General features: G+C 71.5%; 21 protein-coding genes and 1 pseudogene. 11 read left to right on the top strand and 11 right to left on the bottom strand.

Features of this window, described 5'->3' with window-relative positions:
* The 4 genes and pseudogenes from ABZS66_RS52750 to nadA all read right to left on the bottom strand — a co-directional run.
* Positions 1-760: pseudogene (locus ABZS66_RS52750) on the bottom strand (hypothetical protein); the annotation flags it as partial.
* 308 nt (positions 761-1068) lie between these two features.
* Positions 1069-1692, bottom strand: coding sequence for a DUF3043 domain-containing protein (locus ABZS66_RS52755; protein ID WP_354770988.1), 624 nt, complete (start codon positions 1690-1692; stop codon positions 1069-1071).
* Positions 1693-1755: 63 nt separating this feature from the next.
* Positions 1756-3129 (bottom strand): UDP-N-acetylglucosamine 1-carboxyvinyltransferase, encoded by a 1374-nt coding sequence (gene murA / locus ABZS66_RS52760; RefSeq protein WP_354771026.1) that lies wholly within the window; start codon positions 3127-3129, stop codon positions 1756-1758.
* 159 nt (positions 3130-3288) lie between these two features.
* Positions 3289-4452 carry a quinolinate synthase NadA gene (gene nadA, locus ABZS66_RS52765; protein ID WP_354770990.1) on the bottom strand — a complete coding sequence of 388 codons (1164 nt, stop codon included), beginning with the start codon at positions 4450-4452 and terminating at the stop codon, positions 3289-3291.
* Positions 4453-4508: 56 nt separating this feature from the next.
* On the opposite strand from nadA, the gene ABZS66_RS52770 reads away from it, so the two are divergent.
* The 5 genes from ABZS66_RS52770 to ABZS66_RS52790 all read left to right on the top strand — a co-directional run bounded on the left by ABZS66_RS52770 (position 4509) and on the right by ABZS66_RS52790 (position 8043).
* Entirely contained in the window at positions 4509-5627 is a 1119-nt protein-coding gene (locus tag ABZS66_RS52770) for a glycerate kinase (protein WP_354770992.1), read from the top strand.
* A gap of 96 nt (positions 5628-5723) precedes the next feature.
* The gene (locus ABZS66_RS52775) at positions 5724-6092 is read left to right on the top strand and encodes an iron-sulfur cluster assembly accessory protein (RefSeq protein WP_354770994.1); all 369 of its coding nucleotides are present in this window, start codon (positions 5724-5726) and stop codon (positions 6090-6092) included.
* A 124-nt stretch (positions 6093-6216) separates the two neighbouring features.
* Positions 6217-7197 carry a carbohydrate kinase family protein gene (locus tag ABZS66_RS52780; protein WP_354770996.1) on the top strand — a complete coding sequence of 327 codons (981 nt, stop codon included), beginning with the start codon at positions 6217-6219 and terminating at the stop codon, positions 7195-7197.
* 43 nt (positions 7198-7240) lie between these two features.
* A complete protein-coding gene (locus tag ABZS66_RS52785; RefSeq protein ID WP_354770998.1) occupies positions 7241-7639 on the top strand; it encodes a thioredoxin family protein in 399 nt (132 codons plus the stop codon).
* The gene (locus tag ABZS66_RS52790) at positions 7636-8043 is read left to right on the top strand and encodes a DUF4395 domain-containing protein (RefSeq protein ID WP_354771000.1); all 408 of its coding nucleotides are present in this window, start codon (positions 7636-7638) and stop codon (positions 8041-8043) included. Before ABZS66_RS52785 ends, ABZS66_RS52790 begins: the two co-directional genes overlap by 4 nt.
* A gap of 8 nt (positions 8044-8051) precedes the next feature.
* Here ABZS66_RS52790 and ABZS66_RS52795 read toward each other — a convergent pair whose 3' ends face one another.
* Together ABZS66_RS52795 and ABZS66_RS52800 are read right to left on the bottom strand one after the other, a co-directional pair.
* On the bottom strand, positions 8052-8264 hold the full coding sequence (locus ABZS66_RS52795; RefSeq protein ID WP_354771002.1) for a sulfurtransferase TusA family protein: 213 nt from the start codon (positions 8262-8264) through the stop codon (positions 8052-8054).
* Positions 8261-9406 (bottom strand): aminotransferase class V-fold PLP-dependent enzyme, encoded by a 1146-nt coding sequence (locus tag ABZS66_RS52800; protein WP_354771004.1) that lies wholly within the window; start codon positions 9404-9406, stop codon positions 8261-8263. The genes ABZS66_RS52795 and ABZS66_RS52800 overlap by 4 nt, the downstream gene beginning before the upstream one ends.
* An 83-nt stretch (positions 9407-9489) precedes the next feature.
* Here ABZS66_RS52800 and coxB point away from each other — a divergent pair, with 83 nt between their 5' ends.
* Together coxB and ABZS66_RS52810 are read left to right on the top strand one after the other, a co-directional pair.
* Positions 9490-10347 carry a cytochrome c oxidase subunit II gene (gene coxB, locus ABZS66_RS52805; protein ID WP_354771006.1) on the top strand — a complete coding sequence of 286 codons (858 nt, stop codon included), beginning with the start codon at positions 9490-9492 and terminating at the stop codon, positions 10345-10347.
* 16 nt (positions 10348-10363) lie between these two features.
* A complete protein-coding gene (locus ABZS66_RS52810; RefSeq protein WP_354771008.1) occupies positions 10364-10807 on the top strand; it encodes a cytochrome c oxidase subunit 4 in 444 nt (147 codons plus the stop codon).
* Between the two features lie 61 nt (positions 10808-10868).
* Here the strand turns inward: ABZS66_RS52810 and ABZS66_RS52815 are convergent, their stop codons facing one another.
* The 5 genes from ABZS66_RS52815 to ABZS66_RS52835 form a co-directional block, all read right to left on the bottom strand.
* Positions 10869-11402 carry a phospholipase gene (locus tag ABZS66_RS52815; protein ID WP_354771010.1) on the bottom strand — a complete coding sequence of 178 codons (534 nt, stop codon included), beginning with the start codon at positions 11400-11402 and terminating at the stop codon, positions 10869-10871.
* Between the two features lie 110 nt (positions 11403-11512).
* On the bottom strand, positions 11513-11695 hold the full coding sequence (locus ABZS66_RS52820; protein ID WP_354771012.1) for a hypothetical protein: 183 nt from the start codon (positions 11693-11695) through the stop codon (positions 11513-11515).
* A 147-nt stretch (positions 11696-11842) separates the two neighbouring features.
* On the bottom strand, positions 11843-12892 hold the full coding sequence (trpD, locus tag ABZS66_RS52825; RefSeq protein ID WP_354771014.1) for an anthranilate phosphoribosyltransferase: 1050 nt from the start codon (positions 12890-12892) through the stop codon (positions 11843-11845).
* 18 nt (positions 12893-12910) lie between these two features.
* Complete coding sequence (locus ABZS66_RS52830; RefSeq protein ID WP_238018718.1) at positions 12911-13306, bottom strand: hypothetical protein; 396 nt, start codon at positions 13304-13306, stop codon at positions 12911-12913.
* On the bottom strand, positions 13303-14271 hold the full coding sequence (locus ABZS66_RS52835; protein WP_354771016.1) for a cytochrome c oxidase assembly protein: 969 nt from the start codon (positions 14269-14271) through the stop codon (positions 13303-13305). The genes ABZS66_RS52830 and ABZS66_RS52835 overlap by 4 nt, the downstream gene beginning before the upstream one ends.
* Before the next feature lie 86 nt (positions 14272-14357).
* Here ABZS66_RS52835 and ABZS66_RS52840 point away from each other — a divergent pair, with 86 nt between their 5' ends.
* From ABZS66_RS52840 to ABZS66_RS52855, 4 genes are all read left to right on the top strand, one after another.
* Positions 14358-14957: a heme-copper oxidase subunit III gene (locus tag ABZS66_RS52840; protein ID WP_354771018.1), complete on the top strand. Its 600-nt coding sequence runs from the start codon at positions 14358-14360 to the stop codon at positions 14955-14957.
* A 76-nt stretch (positions 14958-15033) separates the two neighbouring features.
* Complete coding sequence (locus ABZS66_RS52845) at positions 15034-15900, top strand: cytochrome c (protein WP_354771020.1); 867 nt, start codon at positions 15034-15036, stop codon at positions 15898-15900.
* Positions 15897-16994: a Rieske 2Fe-2S domain-containing protein gene (locus tag ABZS66_RS52850; RefSeq protein ID WP_354771022.1), complete on the top strand. Its 1098-nt coding sequence runs from the start codon at positions 15897-15899 to the stop codon at positions 16992-16994. The genes ABZS66_RS52845 and ABZS66_RS52850 overlap by 4 nt, the downstream gene beginning before the upstream one ends.
* A partial coding sequence (locus ABZS66_RS52855) for a cytochrome b N-terminal domain-containing protein (protein WP_354771024.1) occupies positions 16991-17435 on the top strand: 445 nt, incomplete at its 3' end. The genes ABZS66_RS52850 and ABZS66_RS52855, both read left to right, overlap by 4 nt.

Raw genomic sequence — 17435 nt, forward strand, 5'->3', positions numbered from 1 at the left:
GCCGCCCGGCCGGCGGCGCGCTCATGGGCGCGTCCGGGTAGCCGGCGGGCGGCGCGCTCATGGGCGCGTCCGGGTAGGCCGCGGGCGGGGAGCTCATCGGGGCGTTCGGGGGCGCGCTCATGGGCGCGTTGGGAGGTGCGCTCATCGGGGCGTCGACCGGGGGCTGGCCGCCATACGTGCGGCCGTGGCGCGGCTCGGCCTGGCGCGGCTCGGCCGGCGCGCCGCCGCCACCGTAGACGTTGCCCGAGTCGCGCTCGGCGGGGGCGCCGCCGTAGACGTTGCCGGTGTTCTGGGAGGAGGGCGTGCCGTACACCGCCGGCCCGCGGCCGGGCGGCGGGGTGCCCACCGAGGCGCGGCCCGAGGGCCGGGCCGGGGGCGGCGGGGGAGGGCTGCCGGCGGCCTTGCGCAGCGCCCGCGGCACGCGGGGCACCTCGTCGGTCGGGCCGTCGAAGGCCCGGCTCTGCGGCCGGCCCTGACCCTGGCCCTGCCCCTGGGGCGGCCGGCCGCGCGGGTCGCCCGGTTGCTGGTAGCCCTGTGGCCCGTACCCGGGGGGCGGCCCGTACTGCCCGGGCGGCGGCCCCTGCCGCGGGTGCCCGCCCTGCGGGTAGCCCTGCTGGCCGTAACCGGAGCGGTGGTCGTCGTAACCGCCGCGGGGGTCGTCATAACCGCCCCGGGGGTCCTCATGGCCGCGGCCGCGCGGCTGCTCGCCGCGGGGGCGGCGGGCGGGCGGATCCGGCTCGTCGCGACGCTGTTCAGGCACCCGGTTCCACGGCATGGTAGGCACGGCCGCCCAGGTGGGCGCGGCGGTTCCCGGCTCTTCTCCCGGGTACTCGTCGCTCACAGCTTCGCTCTCCTCGCCCCACTCCGGCACCAATCACGCACCGGCGCCCGTTTCGCGCCTACCCGGTGAATCGTGGTCCGGTCGCGATGGGAGGGTACGGCCTGGAGCCCTCCCTACGCCACCGTCGCGAGGCGTGCCGCCGCCGAATCGTGTCTCAGGGAGCGCCTGACCTGCGGCCCGCGCTGAGATCGGGTCCAGAGCCGATGAGTGGGCCCCGACCGCGTCGGCTAAATGGCCGCGCCGACCTTCACCTGAGGCTTGGGGTTGCGGATGAAGCGGAACGAGATGGCCCGCATGATCGCGTAGAAGTAGAGCCGGCCGAGCTTCTCGGTCGAGTCCGGGAAGCGCTGCTTGACCATCTTCTTGACGGTGCGGGAGATGAAGACGCTGTCGACCGCCGTGGCCAGGAACATCAGGCCGAAGAGCGCGTTGGCGGCGAAGTAGATCGACGGGTTGAGGTTGCGGTTGAACCCGACGATCATGACGAGGAACGTGGTGCCGAAGAACCAGGTGCCGATCGTGCGCCGGGAGTCGACGATGTCGCGCACCAGCCGGCGGACCGGGCCCTTGTCGCGGGGCAGCAGGTAGCGCTCCTCGCCGTTGGCCATGCCCGTGCGGGCCTCCACGCGCTCGGCGCGCATTTTCTCGCGCATGCGCTTGGCGGCCTCACGCCGGTTGGCCGCGGGCGGCTCGGCGACCCGGCGGCCCGCGATGGTCCGCTTCGGGGTCTGCTTGCCCAGATCCCGCTTCGACGGGGTATGGCCCTTGGTGGCCTCCGCCTCAGGATCGGGCGTGGAGACGGCGACGGACGAGTCGGAGTCCTCTGACTTGCGGCGAAACAGCGACGGCACGCCGTGAAGGGTAGCCGACGCTGCGCATGAACAGCAGCGCCGGCCGCCGGTGAACCGAACTTGCTAGCCGAGCTCGACGTCGGCGCCGAGGCCGTTGAGCTTCGCCTCGAAGTCCTCGTAGCCGCGCTGGATGAGCTTGACGCCGTAGACGCGGGACGTGCCCTCGGCCGCCAGGGCCGCGATCAGGTGGCTGAACCCGGCCCGCAGGTCGGGGATCACCAGGTCGGCGGCGTGCAGCTTCGACGGCCCGGCGATGACCGCCGAGTGCATGAAGTTGCGCCGGCCGAAGCGGCACGGGGTGCCGCCGAGGCACTCGCGGTACGTCTGGATGGTGGCGCCCATCTGGTTGAGCGCCGCCGTGTAGCCGAGGCGCCGCTCGTAGACCGTCTCGTGGACGATCGACAGCCCGCGCGCCTGGGTCAGCGCGACCACCATCGGCTGCTGCCAGTCGGTCATGAAGCCGGGGTGCACGTCGGTCTCCATCGCGACGGCCTTGAGCTCGCCGCCCGGGTGCCAGAAGCGGATGCCGCCCTCGCCCGGGGTGTCGTCGATCTCGAAGGCGCCGCCGACCGAGGTGAAGAGGTTCAGGAACGTCATCATGTCGGCCTGGCGGGCGCCCTTGACGAACACGTCGCCGCGGGTGGCGAGGGCCGCCGCGCCCCAGCTGGCCGCCTCGATGCGGTCGGGGATCGGCCGGTGCGAGTAGCCGGTCAGCCGCGGTACACCCTGGATCTCGATGACCCGGTCGGTGTGGACCTTGATGATCGCGCCCATCTTCTGCAGGACGCAGATGAGGTCGATGATCTCCGGCTCGACCGCCGCGTTGCGCAGCTCGGTGACGCCCTCGGCGCGCACCGCCGTCAACAGGATCTGCTCGGTGGCGCCGACGCTCGGGTACGGCAGCGACAGCTTGGCGCCGTGCAGCCCGTCGGGCGCGGTGATGTCCATGCCCTTCTCGGACTTGTCCACGACGGCGCCGAACTCGCGCAGGGCCTGGATGTGGAAGTCGATCGGCCGGCCGCCGATGTTGCAGCCGCCCAGGTCGGGGATGAACGCGTGGCCGAGGCGGTGCAGCAGCGGGCCGCAGAACAGGATCGGGATGCGGCTCGAGCCGGCGTGGACGTTGATCTCGTCGACGTTGGCCGACTCCACGTTGGACGGGTCGAAGATCAGCTCGCCGTCGGCGGCGCCCTTGGTGACCCGCACACCGTGCAGCTCCAGCAGGCCGGTGACCACCTCGACGTCACGGATCGCGGGGACGTCGAACAGCCGGCTCGGGGTCTCGCCGAGCACCGCGGCAACCATCGCCTTGGAGACGAGGTTCTTGGCACCGCGCACGCGCAGCTCACCGTTCAGCGGCGCGCCGCCGTGCACGGTGAGGACGTCACCGGCGTCGTAGTTGGTCACGGAACTCCTCCTGCAGGCAGGAACGTGGATAGCAGACGCTGACGCTGCGTGAGGCGGGAGAGCCGGACGCAGCGCATCGCCCGCGCAGCATATCCACATGTACTGCATGGGGAAGTCGGGCGCACGCCACCCATGGCACGAAGACGGGACTCCGACAGGGATCACCACAGAGGGTGATGATCCGTCTCCTTACGGCAGTGCCAGCATCCGGTCGAGCGCGACCCGGGCGTAGTGCGCCGTGCCGGCGTCGACGACGATCTCGTTCGGGACCCGGCCGGCGACGAGCTCTTCGAGCGCCCACACGAGGTGCGGCAGGTCGATGCGGTTCATCGTCGAGCAGTAGCAGACGTTGCGGTCCAGGAACGTGATCTGCTTGTCCGGGTGGGCCAGCGCCAGGCGGCGGACCAGGTTGAGCTCGGTGCCGACGGCCCAGGCGGAGCCGGCGGGCGCGCCCTCGATCATCTTGATGATGTACTCCGTGGAGCCCACGTAATCGGCGGCGGTGACCACCTCGTGGCGGCACTCCGGGTGCACCAGCACGTTGACCCCGGGCACCCGTTCGCGCACGTCGTTGACGCTGTCGAGGGTGAACCGGCCGTGCACCGAGCAGTGCCCCCGCCAGAGGATCATCTTCGCCGCGCGCAGCTGCTCGTCGGTCAGCCCGCCACCCGGCTTGTGCGGGTCGTAGAGCACGCAGTCGGACAGCTCCATGCCCATCTTCAGCACGGCGGTGTTGCGCCCGAGGTGCTGGTCGGGCAGGAAGAACACCTTGGTGCCCTGCTCGAACGACCAGCGCAGCGCGGTCTCGGCGTTCGACGAGGTGCAGACCACGCCGTCGTTGCGGCCGACGAAGCCCTTGATGTCGGCCGAGGAGTTCATGTACGTCACGGGGACGACCTCGCCGGCGATGCCCAGCTCGGTGAAGCGGTCCCAGGCCTTCTCGACCTGCACGAGCGCGGCCATGTCGGCCATCGAGCAGCCGGCGGCCAGGTCGGGCAGCACGACCCGCTGGCGGTCGGAGGTGAGGATGTCGGCGCTCTCGGCCATGAAGTGCACGCCGCAGAAGACGATGTACTCGGCGGCGGGCCGGGCGGCGGCCTCCCGCGCGAGCTTGAAGGAGTCGCCGGTCACGTCGGCGAACTGGATGACCTCGTCGCGCTGGTAGTGATGGCCCAGCACGAAGACGCGGTCGCCGAGGGCGGCCTTGGCGCGGGCGGCCCGCTCGACCAGGTCGGGGTCGCTCGGCGCGGGCAGGTCGCCCGGACACTCGACGCCCTTCTCGGTGTTCGGGTCGGTGCCCCGGCCCAGCAGCAGCAGTGCGGTGGCGGTTGACGACGGTTCAGCCCAGGTCACGAATCGATCGTCCCACGCCCGGTCACCCCCGCGACTGTGACGTGCACAATGACCCGATGCGTGTCCTCGTGTGCCCGGACAAGTTCGCCGGCACGATCCCGGCGGTCGCGGCGGCCGAGGCCTTCGCCGCCGGTTGGCGCGCCGAGAAGCCTGGTGATCATCTGGTACTGCGGGCGCTGTCCGACGGCGGGCCGGGGTTCGTGGAGGTCCTGGCCGCCGCCCGGCCGCACGCCCGGGTGATCACGGTGCCGACCACCGACCCGCTGGGCCGGCCCGTCGAGGGACACGTGCTGCTCGACGGGGACACCGCCTACGTGGAGAGCGCCGAGGCCTGCGGCCTGCACCTGCTCACCCCGGCGGAGCGCGACCCGAGGCGCACGACGACGTTCGGCCTGGGCACCCTGCTGCTCGCCGCGGTGGAGGCGGGTGCGCGCACGGTCGTGGTCGGGCTGGGCGGGAGCGCCACCAACGACGGCGGTGCGGGCCTGCTCGCCGCCCTCGGCGCGGCCCCGCTCGACGCCGCCGGCTACGCCCTGCCCTACGGCGGCGCCGCCCTGGCGGCCTGCGCGTCGCTCGGCGGCACCCCCAGGCTGCGCGACGCGGCGCTGGTCGCGGCCACCGACGTCGACAGCCCGCTGCTCGGCCTGCACGGCGCCACCTCGGTCTTCGGCCCGCAGAAGGGCGCGAGCCGCGAGGACGTGCTCCTGCTCGACGCCGCCCTGGAGCGGTTCGCGCAGGTCCTGGCCGCGCTGCCGACGGCACCGGCCGGGCTGGCCGCCCTGCCCGGGGCGGGCGCGGCCGGCGGGCTCGGCGCGGCGCTGCTCGCGCTCGGTGGCCGGGTCGAGTCGGGCATCGGCCTGGTCCGGCGGCTCACCGGCCTCGACGCCGAGCTCGACGAGGCCGGCCTGGTGGTCACCGGCGAGGGCTCGTTCGACGAACAGTCGCTGCGCGGGAAGGTCGTGGCGGGCGTGGCGAACGCCGCACGGGACCGCGGCGTGCCCTGCGTGGTGGTCGCCGGCCGGGTGGACGCCGGCCGCCGGGAGGCCGCCAGCATCGGCGTCACGGAGGCGCATTCGCTGGTCGAGCACTTCCAGAGCGTCGAGGAAGCGCTCTCCCGGCCCGGCGACGGCCTCCGTGAGCTTGGACAACGCCTCGCTCGCCAGTGGAGCCGATAGCAGGAATCCGTGTCAGTATGGGGAGCGGGAATGCCTCCGGCAGCCGTGGCGTTGGCACCGGTGGAACTGTAGACATCACCGCAGGGAGCTTTGATCGTGACCGCTTCGCAGCTTGCCGAGCCCGTTCAGACGGACAACCCGGCCGGCATCGGCCTCACCGCGGATGCCGCTCTCAAGGTGAAGGGCCTGCTCGAGCAGGAAGGTCGTGACGACCTCCGGCTGCGCGTCGCGGTGCAGCCCGGCGGCTGTTCGGGCCTGCGCTACCAGCTGTTCTTCGACGAGCGCGCGCTCGACGGGGACAAGGTCAGCACCTACGACGGCTTCGAGGTCGTCGTCGACCGGATGAGCGTTCCGTATCTCACCGGCGCGACCATCGACTTCGCCGACCGCATCGACGCGCAGGGCTTCACCATCGACAACCCCAACGCCCAGGGCTCGTGCGCCTGCGGCGACTCGTTCCACTAGATCTTCTCGATCTTTTCGCACCTCGGGCCGCTTCCCGGTGAACGGGAGGCGGCCTTCGTGCATCCTGAGAGTCGGTAGGCTGTCCGGGCTGTCCATCCTGTTGCCCCGACCTCCAGAGGTTTTCATGAAGATCGTCGTCACCGGCTCGATCGCGACCGACCACCTGATGCACTTCCCGGGCCGCTTCGCGGAGCAGCTCCTGGCCGACCAGCTGCACAAGGTGTCGCTGTCGTTCCTGGTCGACGACCTGACCGTCCGGCGCGGCGGCATCGCGGCGAACATCGCCTTCGGCATGGGCCTGCTCGGCCTGCGCCCGATCCTGGTCGGCGCGGTGGGCGCCGACTTCGCCGACTACCGCAGCTGGCTGAGCCGGCACGGGGTCGACTGCGACTCCGTCTATGTGAGCGAGATCGCACACACCGCCCGGTTCGTCTGCACCACCGACGACGACATGAACCAGATCGCCTCGTTCTACGCGGGCGCCATGTCGGAGGCCCGCAACATCGAGCTCCAGCCGGTCCACCACCGGGTGGGCGGCCTCGACCTGCTCCTGATCAGCCCGAACGACCCGGTCGCCATGGTCCGGCACACCGAGGAGGCCCGGTCGATGGGCATCCCGTTCGCCGCCGACTGCTCCCAGCAGCTCGCCCGCATGTCCGGCGAGGAGATCCGCAAGCTCGTCGACGGCGCGGCCTACCTGCTGACCAACGACTACGAGAAGGAACTGCTCGAGTCGAAGACCGGCCTGACCACGGCGACCCTGCTCGACCAGGTCGGCATCCTGGTCACGACGCTCGGCAAGGACGGCGTGGTCATCCGGGGCCGGGCGCTCGACGAGGAGATCACCGTGCCGGTCGTCAAGGGCGTGCAGGCCATCGACCCGACCGGCGTCGGCGACGGCTTCCGGGCCGGCTTCTTCGCCGCCCTGTCGTGGGGCCTCGGCCTGGAGCGGGCCGCCCAGGTCGGCTCGATGATCGCGGCGCTGGTGCTGGAGACGGTCGGCCCACAGGAGTACGGGATCGTGACCGACGAGTTCACCAAGCGCATCGCCGAGTCCTACGGCGACATCGCGGCCGAGGAGATCCGGGTCCACCTGCCGGTCTGAGTATCCCTATCGGCTTGATAGGGATCGGAGTATTGTTGCCGCCGTGACGATCGTGGTCCTGGCGGTGCTCGCCCTCGCGACCGTGGCCGGGCTCGTGTACCGGGCCCGCTACGGCCGGCTGCGCGCCGTTGCGGGCGACCTGCCGCCGGGCCTGCTCGCGCCCGCCCGCGACACGGTCACCCTGCTGCACTTCTCCTCGGCGACCTGCGCGCCCTGCCGCCAGGTCCGCCGGGTCTGCACCGACGTCGCCGACGCGGTCGACGGGGTGCGGCACGTCGAGCTCGACGCCGACGAGCACCTCGACGCGGTCCGCGAGCTGGGCATCTGGCGCCTGCCGACGCTGCTGGTGGTCGACCGGGCCGGCCGGGTGGCGAAGCGCACCGTCGGCGTACCCACCCGCGACGACCTGCGGGCGACAGTGACGGAGGTGCTGACAGCATGAGCCTCGACCCACGCGGTCCCCGCTTCGCGGCGGGACTCACCTCGGTCGTCTTCGTGGTGATCCTGCTCACCGGCAGCGGCTGGCTGGCCCTCGCGCAGGCGGTGATCTTCGCCATCGGCGCCTGGGACCCCCGCCGCACCCCCTACGGCCTGCTGTACCGCTACGCCGTCGCCCCGCGCCTCGCCCCGCCGTCCGAGCGGGAGGACGCCGCCCCGGTCCGCTTCGCCCAGGCCGTCGGCCTGGTGTTCGCCCTCGTCACGGCGGCCGGCTACCTGTCGGGCAGTGTGGTCCTGGGCGTGGTCGGCGCGTCGTTCGCCCTGCTGGCGGCGTTCCTCAACGCGGTCTTCGGCCTGTGCCTGGGCTGCGAGGCGTACCTGCTCATCCGCCGCCTGCGCGCCGCCTGACGCGGCCGCTAGCCGGTCAGCTCGACGGTGTAGGTGTCGCCGGCCGCCGAGACGAACGTGTGGCCGCGCATGCGGCACCAGGCCGGGATGTCCACCGCCGCCGCCGGGTCGTCGGCCAGGACCTCGATCCGGGTGCCGGGCGGCTGCCCCGCGGCCAGCTTGGCCAGCATGATGACCGGCAACGGGCAGCGCTTGCCGCGGGCGTCGACGACGTGGTTCACAGGCCCGCCACCCCCGCCTCGGCGCGGGCCGCGGCCACCAGGGGCGGTAGGACCGTGAGGAAGCGGCGGACGTCCTCCTCGGACACGTCGCGGTGCAGCGAGACGCGGACGTTGCCGTGGGTCAGCACGCCCATCGCGGCCAGGACGTGCGAGGGGCGCAGCGTGTCGGCGGTGCACGCCGAGCCCGACGACACGGCGAAGCCGGCCCGGTCCAGGGCCTGGAGCAGGACCTCGCCGTCGACGTAGAGGCAGGAGAACGTGACGATGTGCGGCAGGCGCTCGACGGAGTCGCCGACCACCTCGACGTCGGGCACCGTCGCGGCCACCGTGCGGCGGATCTCGTCGACCAGGGCGTGCTGCCGGGCCGACTCCGCCGCCGCGGCCTCGTGCACCGCCCGCAGCGACGCCGCCGCGGCGACGATCGCCGGCACGTCGGCGGCCGCCTCCCAGGGCCGCTCCCACCGGGTGCCCTTGCGGACCGCGAGGACGCCGACGCCGGCCGGGCCGCCCCACTTGCGGGCACTGCCGGCCAGCAGGGACCAGCCGGTGGGCAGGGCGGCGCGGCCGATCGACTGGGCGGCGTCGACCAGCAGCGGCACCCCGGCCCCGGCGCACAGCTCGGCCGCGGTGGCGACCGGCTGCACGGTTCCCACCTCATGATTCGCGCTCTGGAGCGCCGCCAGGGCCACTTCCGCCGAATTCACCGCCGTGGCGAGCTCGTCGAGGTCGACGCGCCCGGTCAGGGAGACCGGCACGGCGACCGCGTCGGGCCCGGCGGCCCTGATGACCGCGGAGTGCTCGACGGCGGAGTGCACGACGACGCGGCGGCCGCGGGCGCGGCGCACGCCCTCGACCGCCTGGCGCACGGCGTCGGCGCCGCCGGCCGTGAAGTGCAGCTCGTCGGGGCGCGCGCCGAGGACCTCGGCGGCCGTGGCGCGGGCCGCGTCGAGGAGCTGCCGGGCCCGCCTGGCCTGCGTGTAGAGCTTGCCCGGGTCGGCCCAGCCCTCCTCGGCGGCGGCCTGAAACGCTTGCCGCGCAACGGGATGGAGCGGGGTGGCGGTGGCCGAGTCGAAGTAGACGCCCACCCGGGCAACGCTATCGCGACCCGGACGGGGCGACCCCAAGCCGGGTGGACCGCACATGGTCGAGTACGCTCGCCAGCGTTGGAGAGGCTTGCCGCGCAGCGGCACTGCTAAGGAGGCAGGAGCAGGTGGTCTCAAGAGGTTTGAGCCCCGCGCGCGCCGTCGGGCTCGCCGTCTCGGCCGTCGGGGTGACGACCCTGCTCGCCGGTTGCTCCGTCGAGGACACGTTCAACGGGTTCGGCTGGCCGAAGGGCATCACCGAGCAGGGTGACCGGATGTACGACCTGTGGATCGGGTCGGTCGTCGCGGCGCTGGCGGTCGGTGTCTTCGTCTGGGGTCTGATCTTCTGGTGCGTGGTGCGCTACCGCAAGCGGGGCGAGGAGCTGCCGCCGCAGACGCGTTACAACATGCCGTTCGAGATTCTCTACACGGTGGCGCCGTTCGTGGTCATCGCCGTGTTGTTCTTCTACACCGCGGTCATCCAGACCGACGTCGACCGGCTCTCGAAGAACCCGGACGTCAACGTCGAGGTGATCGCCTCCAAGTGGAACTGGCAGTTCGTCTACTCGGACAGCAAGGGCCCGGACGGCAAGCCGATCAACGAGGTCGGCGCCGAGAACTACATCCCGGTCCTGGTCGTCCCGGCGGGCAAGTCGGTGCAGTTCAAGGAGACCTCGAACGACGTCATCCACTCGTTCTGGGTGCCCGACATCCTGTTCAAGCGGGACGTCATCCCGGGCGTGGAGAACCGCTTCGAGATCAAGCTCAAGGACAACGCCGAGGGCGCGTATGTCGGGCGGTGCGCCGAGCTGTGCGGCACCTACCACTCGATGATGAACTTCGAGATGCGCGTGGTCTCACCGGCGCAGTACCAGCAGTACCTGGACCTGCGCATCGCCGGGAAGAGCACGCCGGAGGCCTTCGGGCAGTTGGGCCTGCCGAGCTACGCGACCAAGACGACCCCGTTCGACACCGACCGCACCAAGCGGTCGGCGAGCTGAGCAAAGGCGGACGGCGATGAAGTCAGAGGGACGTCTTTTCTTCGTCCTCGCGTTGTTCGTGTTCGCGATGGCGGGGCTCTACGGGTGGTGGACCGACGTGGCGCCGCACGAGCAGACCGGGCACCGCGGGATCGAGTGGATCGGCGTGGTCGCGCTGATCCTGTCGGGACTGCTGCTCACGATGATCGGCAGCGCGCTGTGGCTCATCTCGCGCCGGATCGCGCCGCGCCCGGAGGACCGCCCGGAGGCGGAGATCGCCGAGGGCGCCGGCGACCTGGGCTTCTTCAGCCCGGGCAGCTACTGGCCGTTCGGCCTGGCCCTCTCGGCGATGATCGCCAGCCTCGGCCTGGCCTTCGACCAGTGGTGGCTGGTGGCGGTCGGCCTGCTGTCGGTGCTGTTCGCGACGTGTGGCCTCATGTTCGAGTACTACACCGGTTCGCGCCGCGGCGCCGAGCACTGACGACGGAAACGCGAAGAGGGGCCCCGCCGACCGGCGGGGCCCCTCTTGCCGTCCGGGTGACTCAGCGTTCGGACCTGGCCTGGGCCAGCTCGCCGCGTTCCTTGAGGTCGGCGGCGCGGTCGAGGGCGGCGTCGCTCAGCACGACGTTGCCGAAGGCGACGACGGCCTGGTAGTAGGTCCAGGCGAGGCTGTTGCAGGCCGGGCGGACGAAGCTGTTGTAGGTCGCGCACTTGGCCTTGAGGTCGCGGTAGAAGCTGTCGTCGATGCGGCTCTTGTTCGCCGGGAACTGGCCCATCGCCTTGTAGTTGCGGTAGCCGAAGTCGTGGCGGTGGCAGGACAGGCGGAAGTCGAAGCCGAGAGGCTGGTCGGGGCTGGTGGAGCAGTAGTCGGTCGACCAGTCGAAGCCGTAGCCGGCCCACGCGCCCTGGTTCTGGCGGGCGGCGTTCCAGGCGTTGTAGCTGGCGGCGGTGGGCTGTGACCAGGTCGACATGACCGCCAGCTTCTCGGCCGTGGTGGCGGCCGCGGCCGGGGCGGCGGTCAGGCCCAGGACGACGAGGGCGGCGGTGAGGGGGACGGCGAGGCGCCGGAGCTTCATGGGCACACCTCTGTTCGTGCGGGAACGGGGTGCCACATATTGTTCCGGTTCGATATGAAGCGGCGGCGGGCGCTGCGCCAAGCGGTACTTGCCGGTAGCTGAACGGAGGTTCAGGCCGCTCGGCGCAGCAGGACGCGGGGACGGCGATCCATCAGCAGGATCACCGGCGCCACCACGATCGCGGCGCCGCAGCTCGTGCAGGCCCAGTCGGGGCAGCTCGACCGGGGATGGTCGGTGCACGCCGGCTTCTCGAAGACCCGCAGCCTGGCACAGGTGTCGCAGTGGAGCTCCATGCCGTCACCGTGCCACCGCCGCGCGCCGGCGGCCCGGATTGGCGGCGGCGTGTCGGGTCACGGTTTGGTGCTGGCTGGTGTTCGGACACGTACCACCCACGGGCGCGCACCGCTGTGGGTCGCGCCCGTGGATGGCTTCGGGAAGCCTCAGGCGGCCTTGAAGGCGGCCCAGCGCTCGATCAGGGCCGTCGCGGCGCCCGAGTCGACGGCGGCGGCGGCGCGGTCGAGACCGGCCTTGAGCTGGGTCGGCAGCGTGTCGACGGCCAGCCCGCCGGCCCGGGCGGCGAGCGCCGCGGCCGCGTTGAGCAGCACCGCGTCGCGGACCGGGCCCGGCTCGCCGGCGAACATCCGCCGGGCGACGTCGGCGTTGTGGGCCGGGTCGCCGCCGCGCAGGTCGCCCGGCGCGGAGCGGGCCAGGCCCAGCTCGGCCGAGTCCACCAGGGTCTCGGTCACGGTGCCGCCGCTGACCACCCAGACGCGGGTCGGCGCGGCCGTCGTGAACTCGTCGAGGCCGTCCTCGCCGCGCACCAGGAGCACCGAGAAGCCGCGCCCGGCCAGCACGTTCGCCACCACGGGAGCCATGCGCCGGTCGAAGCAGCCGACCGTGGCCGCGGTGGGCTGCGCCGGGTTGGTGAGCGGGCCCAGGAAGTTGAACACCGTCGGCACGCCCATCTCGCGGCGCGGGACGCCGGCGTGGCGCATGCCCGGGTGGAAGCGGGCGGCGAAGCAGAAGCCGATGCCGACCTCGGTGACGCACCGGGCGACGTCCTCCGGCCCCAGGTCGATGGTGATGCCGAGGGCCTCGAGCACGTCGGCGGCGCCGGCCGAGGACGACGCGGCGCGGTTGCCGTGCTTGACGACCGGCACGCCGGCGGCGGCGGTCACCACGGCCGCCATCGTCGAGATGTTGACCGTGTTGGCCCGGTCGCCGCCGGTGCCGACGATGTCGACGGCAGTGTGGCGCAGCTCGTCGGTGATCGGCACCTTCGGCGCGTTGGCCAGCATCAGCTCGGCGCAGCCGGCCACCTCGGCCGGGGTCTCGCCCTTGGCCCGCAGCGCGATCACGAAGGCGGCCGTCTGCACGGGGGTGGCCTCACCGGCCATGATCTCGCCCATCGCCCACCGGGTGTCCTCGGTGGAGAGGTCCTCGCCGCGCAGCAGCGAGCTGAGCAGCTGTGGCCAGGTGCGGTCGCCCATGGCGGCCTCCAGGAAGGGTTACTGGCGGATGGCGGGGTATGCGCGGAGCAGGCCGGCGACAGTCTCGCCGGTGGTCACGGGGTCCAGCGGATACATGATCGTGCCCTCGACGCGGGCGTAGGACGCGAGCCAGCGGTCTGCGGCGCGGGCGATCGCCAGCACGACCGGCGGCGCGTCGACGACCTCGTCCTTGAGCTGGCGGGCGATGCCCAGGCCGCCGCCGGGGGTGGCCTCGCCGTCGAGGACCAGCAGGTCGACGTCGGTGTCGTCGACGAGCTTCACCACCTCGGCGTAGGTCGAGGCGTCGACGAAGCGCACCTGCAGGTCGGCCGCGGGGCGGGTGCCGATGGCCAGCCGCATGCGGTCGCGGACCTCGGGGTCGTCGCTGTACAGCAGGACGGTGTGCTCGCTCATGTGCGTGCTGCTCCTCGTGTGGCGGGTGCCTCCGGGATCGTACCGTCCGCCGTAATCGGGATGCCGGTGCGGGCGGACCACTCCGCCTCCTCGCGCCGCTGCTGCTCCTCGCGGTCGAGCTGCCGGTCGACCCGCTTCGCCTCGCGGTCGGACTGGCGCATCCACTGCACGACCAGGACGGCGAGCATGGTGACCGAGACGATCTCGCCGCCGGCCCACAGGATGCCGCCGGCCACGACCTGGTCGCCGGCCGGGTCGGCCCAGGGGAGGTGCAGCGACGGGTACCAGTCGCCGCCGAGCAGGTCCTTGCTCTGCATGATGGTCAGCCCGAGCACCGTGTGGAACGGCGTGGACAGGAACATCAGCAGCGCGCGGGCCGGGTAGGGCCAGCGGCCGGGCAGCGGGTCGAGCCCCAGCAGCGGCCAGAAGAACAGGCAGCCCACGGCGATGAAATGGGCGTGGGTCAGCTCGTGCACCCACGCGTGGCGCATCGTCAGCTCGTACAGCTGCGTGAAATAGAGCACGAACGGCGTCACGACGAAGAAGCCGAACGCCACCAGCGGGAACGCCAGGATGCGGGCCGCGCGCGAGTGCACGACCGCCAGCAGGATCCGCCGCCCGCGGACCGGCAGGGTGCGCAGCGCGAGCGTCACCGGCGCGCCGAGGGCCAGGAAGATCGGCGCGATCATGGACAGCATCATGTGCTGCACCATGTGGACGGACAGCAGCGATGTGTCGTAGGCCTCGACCCCGGTCATGGTGACCGCGGCGATCGAGCCCAGCCCGGGCACCAGGAACAGCACGGTGCGCGCGATCGGCCAGCTGTCGCCGCGTTTGCGCAGCTTGACAACGCCGGCGAGATATACGCCGGCGGCGGCCAGCAGCAGCAGCGTCAGCCACGAGACGTGGAACGAGCCGAGGATCGTCGCGGCCGACGGAGGACCTGGATCAGCAGCGTGGAGCACGTCCCCAGACTATGCCGACGCGCGAATCGCCCGTGTCCGGTGGACCCCGTGAAAGGGCGGTGATGATCGGGGGCAATAATGAGCCCGTGACTGCGGCCCCAGCGATTGCCAAGAGCCAGATCCACTCACTGACCAGGCCCAACATGGTCAGTGTAGGGACGATCGTGTGGCTCTCCAGCGAACTGATGTTCTTCGCGGCACTCTTCGCGATGTACTTCTCCATCCGCGCCGCCGCGCCGGAGCTGTGGGAGAAGCACACCGAGGTGCTGAACATCCCTTACGCCCTGACGTTCACGCTGATCCTCGTGGCGTCGTCGGTCACCTGCCAGATCGGCGTGTTCCGCGCCGAGCGCGGTGACGTCCACGGCCTGCGGCGCTGGTTCGCGCTGACCTTCGTCATGGGCCTGATCTTCGTCCTCGGCCAGGTCAACGAGTACCGCACCCTGGTCCACGAGGGCGTCAAGATCAACGGCGACGGGTACGGCTCGATGTTCTACCTGACGACCGGCTTCCACGGCCTGCACGTCACGGGCGGTCTGATCGCCTTCATCATCTACCTCATCCGCACGACCATGGGCCGGTTCACGCCCGCCCAGGCGACCGCGGCGATCGTCGTGTCGTACTACTGGCACTTCGTCGACGTGGTCTGGATCGCGCTGTTCGCGATGATCTACTTCCTGCAGTAGCCGCTCCGGCCGCGCGTCACGCTTCCGGGACCACCACTTCTGAGACGACAAAGGTGATGACGACAAAGGTGAGGCCATGACTTCTGACGAGAGCAAGCGGCCGCTTTCCCGGCTGGTGCCGGGCGGGAAGCGCGCGGCGCGCAGCAAGCTTCGCCGGCGGTTGTCGGCGGCCGTGCGCCTGGTCGCGGCGCTCACGCTGGTCGGCGGCCTCTACAGCGCATACGCACCGGGCGTCGGCCGGGCCGAGGAGACCCCCACGCTCTCGGCCGCAGCCGAGCGTGGCAAGGCCATCTACGAGCAGAGCTGCATCACCTGCCACGGCCGCAACGCGCAGGGCGTCGAGGACCGCGGGCCGAGCCTGATCGGCGTCGGCTCCGCGGCGGTCGAGTTCCAGGTCAACACCGGCCGCATGCCGCTGGCCCGCCAGGAGGCGCAGGCCGAGCGCAAGCAGCCGCAGCTGACCGAGCAGCAGGCGGCCGACCTCGGCGCCTACATCCAGGAGCTGGGCGGCGGACCGCAGCTGCCGTCGGCGGAGAGCCTGGACGAGCAGGTCCGCAAGGCCACCGAGGACAGCAAGACCCTCGCCCACGGCGGCGAGCTCTACCGGGTCAACTGCTCCTCCTGCCACGCCTTCTCGACGGGCGGCGGCGCGCTGTCGTCGGGCAAGTTCGCGCCGTCGCTGCAGCACTCGACCAACCGTGACATCTACGCGGCGATGCTGACCGGTCCGCAGAACATGCCGGTGTTCGGCAACAACCAGCTGAGCCCGGACGACAAGGCCGCGATCATCGCGTACATCCAGGACCTCAACAAGAACGAGGCGACCGACCCGGGCGGCTGGAGCATCGGCCGGTACGGCCCCGTCCCCGAGGGGATCGTCGTCTTCCTCGTCGGTATCGCGCTGCTCGTGTTCGCGACGCTGTGGATTGCAGGGAAGTCATGACCACCCACAACTCGACCGTCGAAGAAGAGTTCGACGCCGGCGACCCGGCCCTGACCCGGTTCGACCTCGTCAAAGAGGGCGCGCGCCGGGACGGCGTGGAGATCGTGCACTACGCGCCGCGGTTCCCGGTGCCGGGCACCCGGGCCGAGCGGCGCATCGAGCGGACGCTGGCGTTCCTGTTCTTCCTCACCGGCCTGATGGGCACCGCGTTCGTGGTCGCCTACATCGCCTGGCCGTGGAGGTACGGACACGGCGACTCGACCTACCGCGCGCTGTACCCGTACTACACGCCGGTGCTGGGCGCCACGCTGGGCCTGGCTCTGCTGACCCTGGGCGTCGGCATCATCACCTGGTCGAAGAAGCTCCTCCCCGAGGAGGTCTCGGTCCAGGAGCGCCACGACGGGCAGTCCGACCCGACCGAGCAGCGGCTCACCTCGGCGACGATCCTCAACATGGGCGACGAGCTGGGCCTCAAGCGGCGCAAGTTCGTCGGCATGGCGTTCCTGGCGGGCGCGGCCCCGCTCGGCGCGGTCGCCGGGGCGGTGCTGGTCGGCTCGCTGATCAAGGCGCCGACCCAGAACGGTGAGAACGTCTTCTTCACCACCGGCTGGGACCCGCGGAACAACGACGGCAAGCCGGTGCGGCTCACGCACGAGGACGGCACCCCGATCCGCCCGGCCGACGTCAGCGTCGGCGGCCAGATCACCGTGTTCCCCGGCATCCCGGGCGGCGCGACCAACAAGTGGGCCGACTCGCCGACGCTGCTGATCCACCTCCGCGAGGGCGACGCGACCCAGACGTTGCAGAACGTCAAGGAGCTCAACAAGGGCTCGCAGTGGCAGAACTACGTGGCGTACTCGAAGATCTGCACCCACGCCGGCTGCCCCGCCAGCCTCTACGAGCAGCAGACCAACCGCCTGCTGTGCCCCTGCCACCAGTCGCAGTTCCAGATCACCGACAACGCCCGGCCGGTCTTCGGCCCGGCGAGCCGGGCGTTGCCGCAGCTGCCCATCACGGTGGACGATGAGGGGTACTTCGTGGCGACGTCGGACTACAAGGTTGCCGTCGGACCGGCATTTTGGGAGCGGCCATGAAACGGCGCAAGATCGATGTCAGGGCCCTGCCGGCCAACTCGGCCAAGGCCCTCGACGAGCGCTTCCAGGCGGCCACGCCGCTGCGGCGTCTCCTCAACAAGGTCTTCCCGGACCACTGGTCCTTCCTGCTGGGCGAGATCGCGCTCTACTCGTTCATCGTCCTGCTGCTGAGCGGCGTCTTCCTGGCGCTGTTCTTCGACCCGTCGCTCAAGGAGACGGTGTACAACGGCAGCTACGCCCCGCTGCGGGGCGTGGAGATGTCCAACGCCTACAACACGGCGCTGCAGATCTCGTTCGACGTGCGCGGCGGCCTCTTCGTGCGGCAGATGCACCACTGGGCGGCGCTGCTGTTCATGGCCGCGATCGTGGTCCACATGTTCCGGGTGTTCTTCACCGGCGCGTTCCGCAAGCCGCGTGAGGCCAACTGGATCGTCGGCGTCC

It is taken from the genome of Dactylosporangium sp. NPDC005572, from assembly GCF_040605515.1.
Taxonomy (GTDB): Bacteria; Actinomycetota; Actinomycetes; order Mycobacteriales; family Micromonosporaceae; genus Dactylosporangium.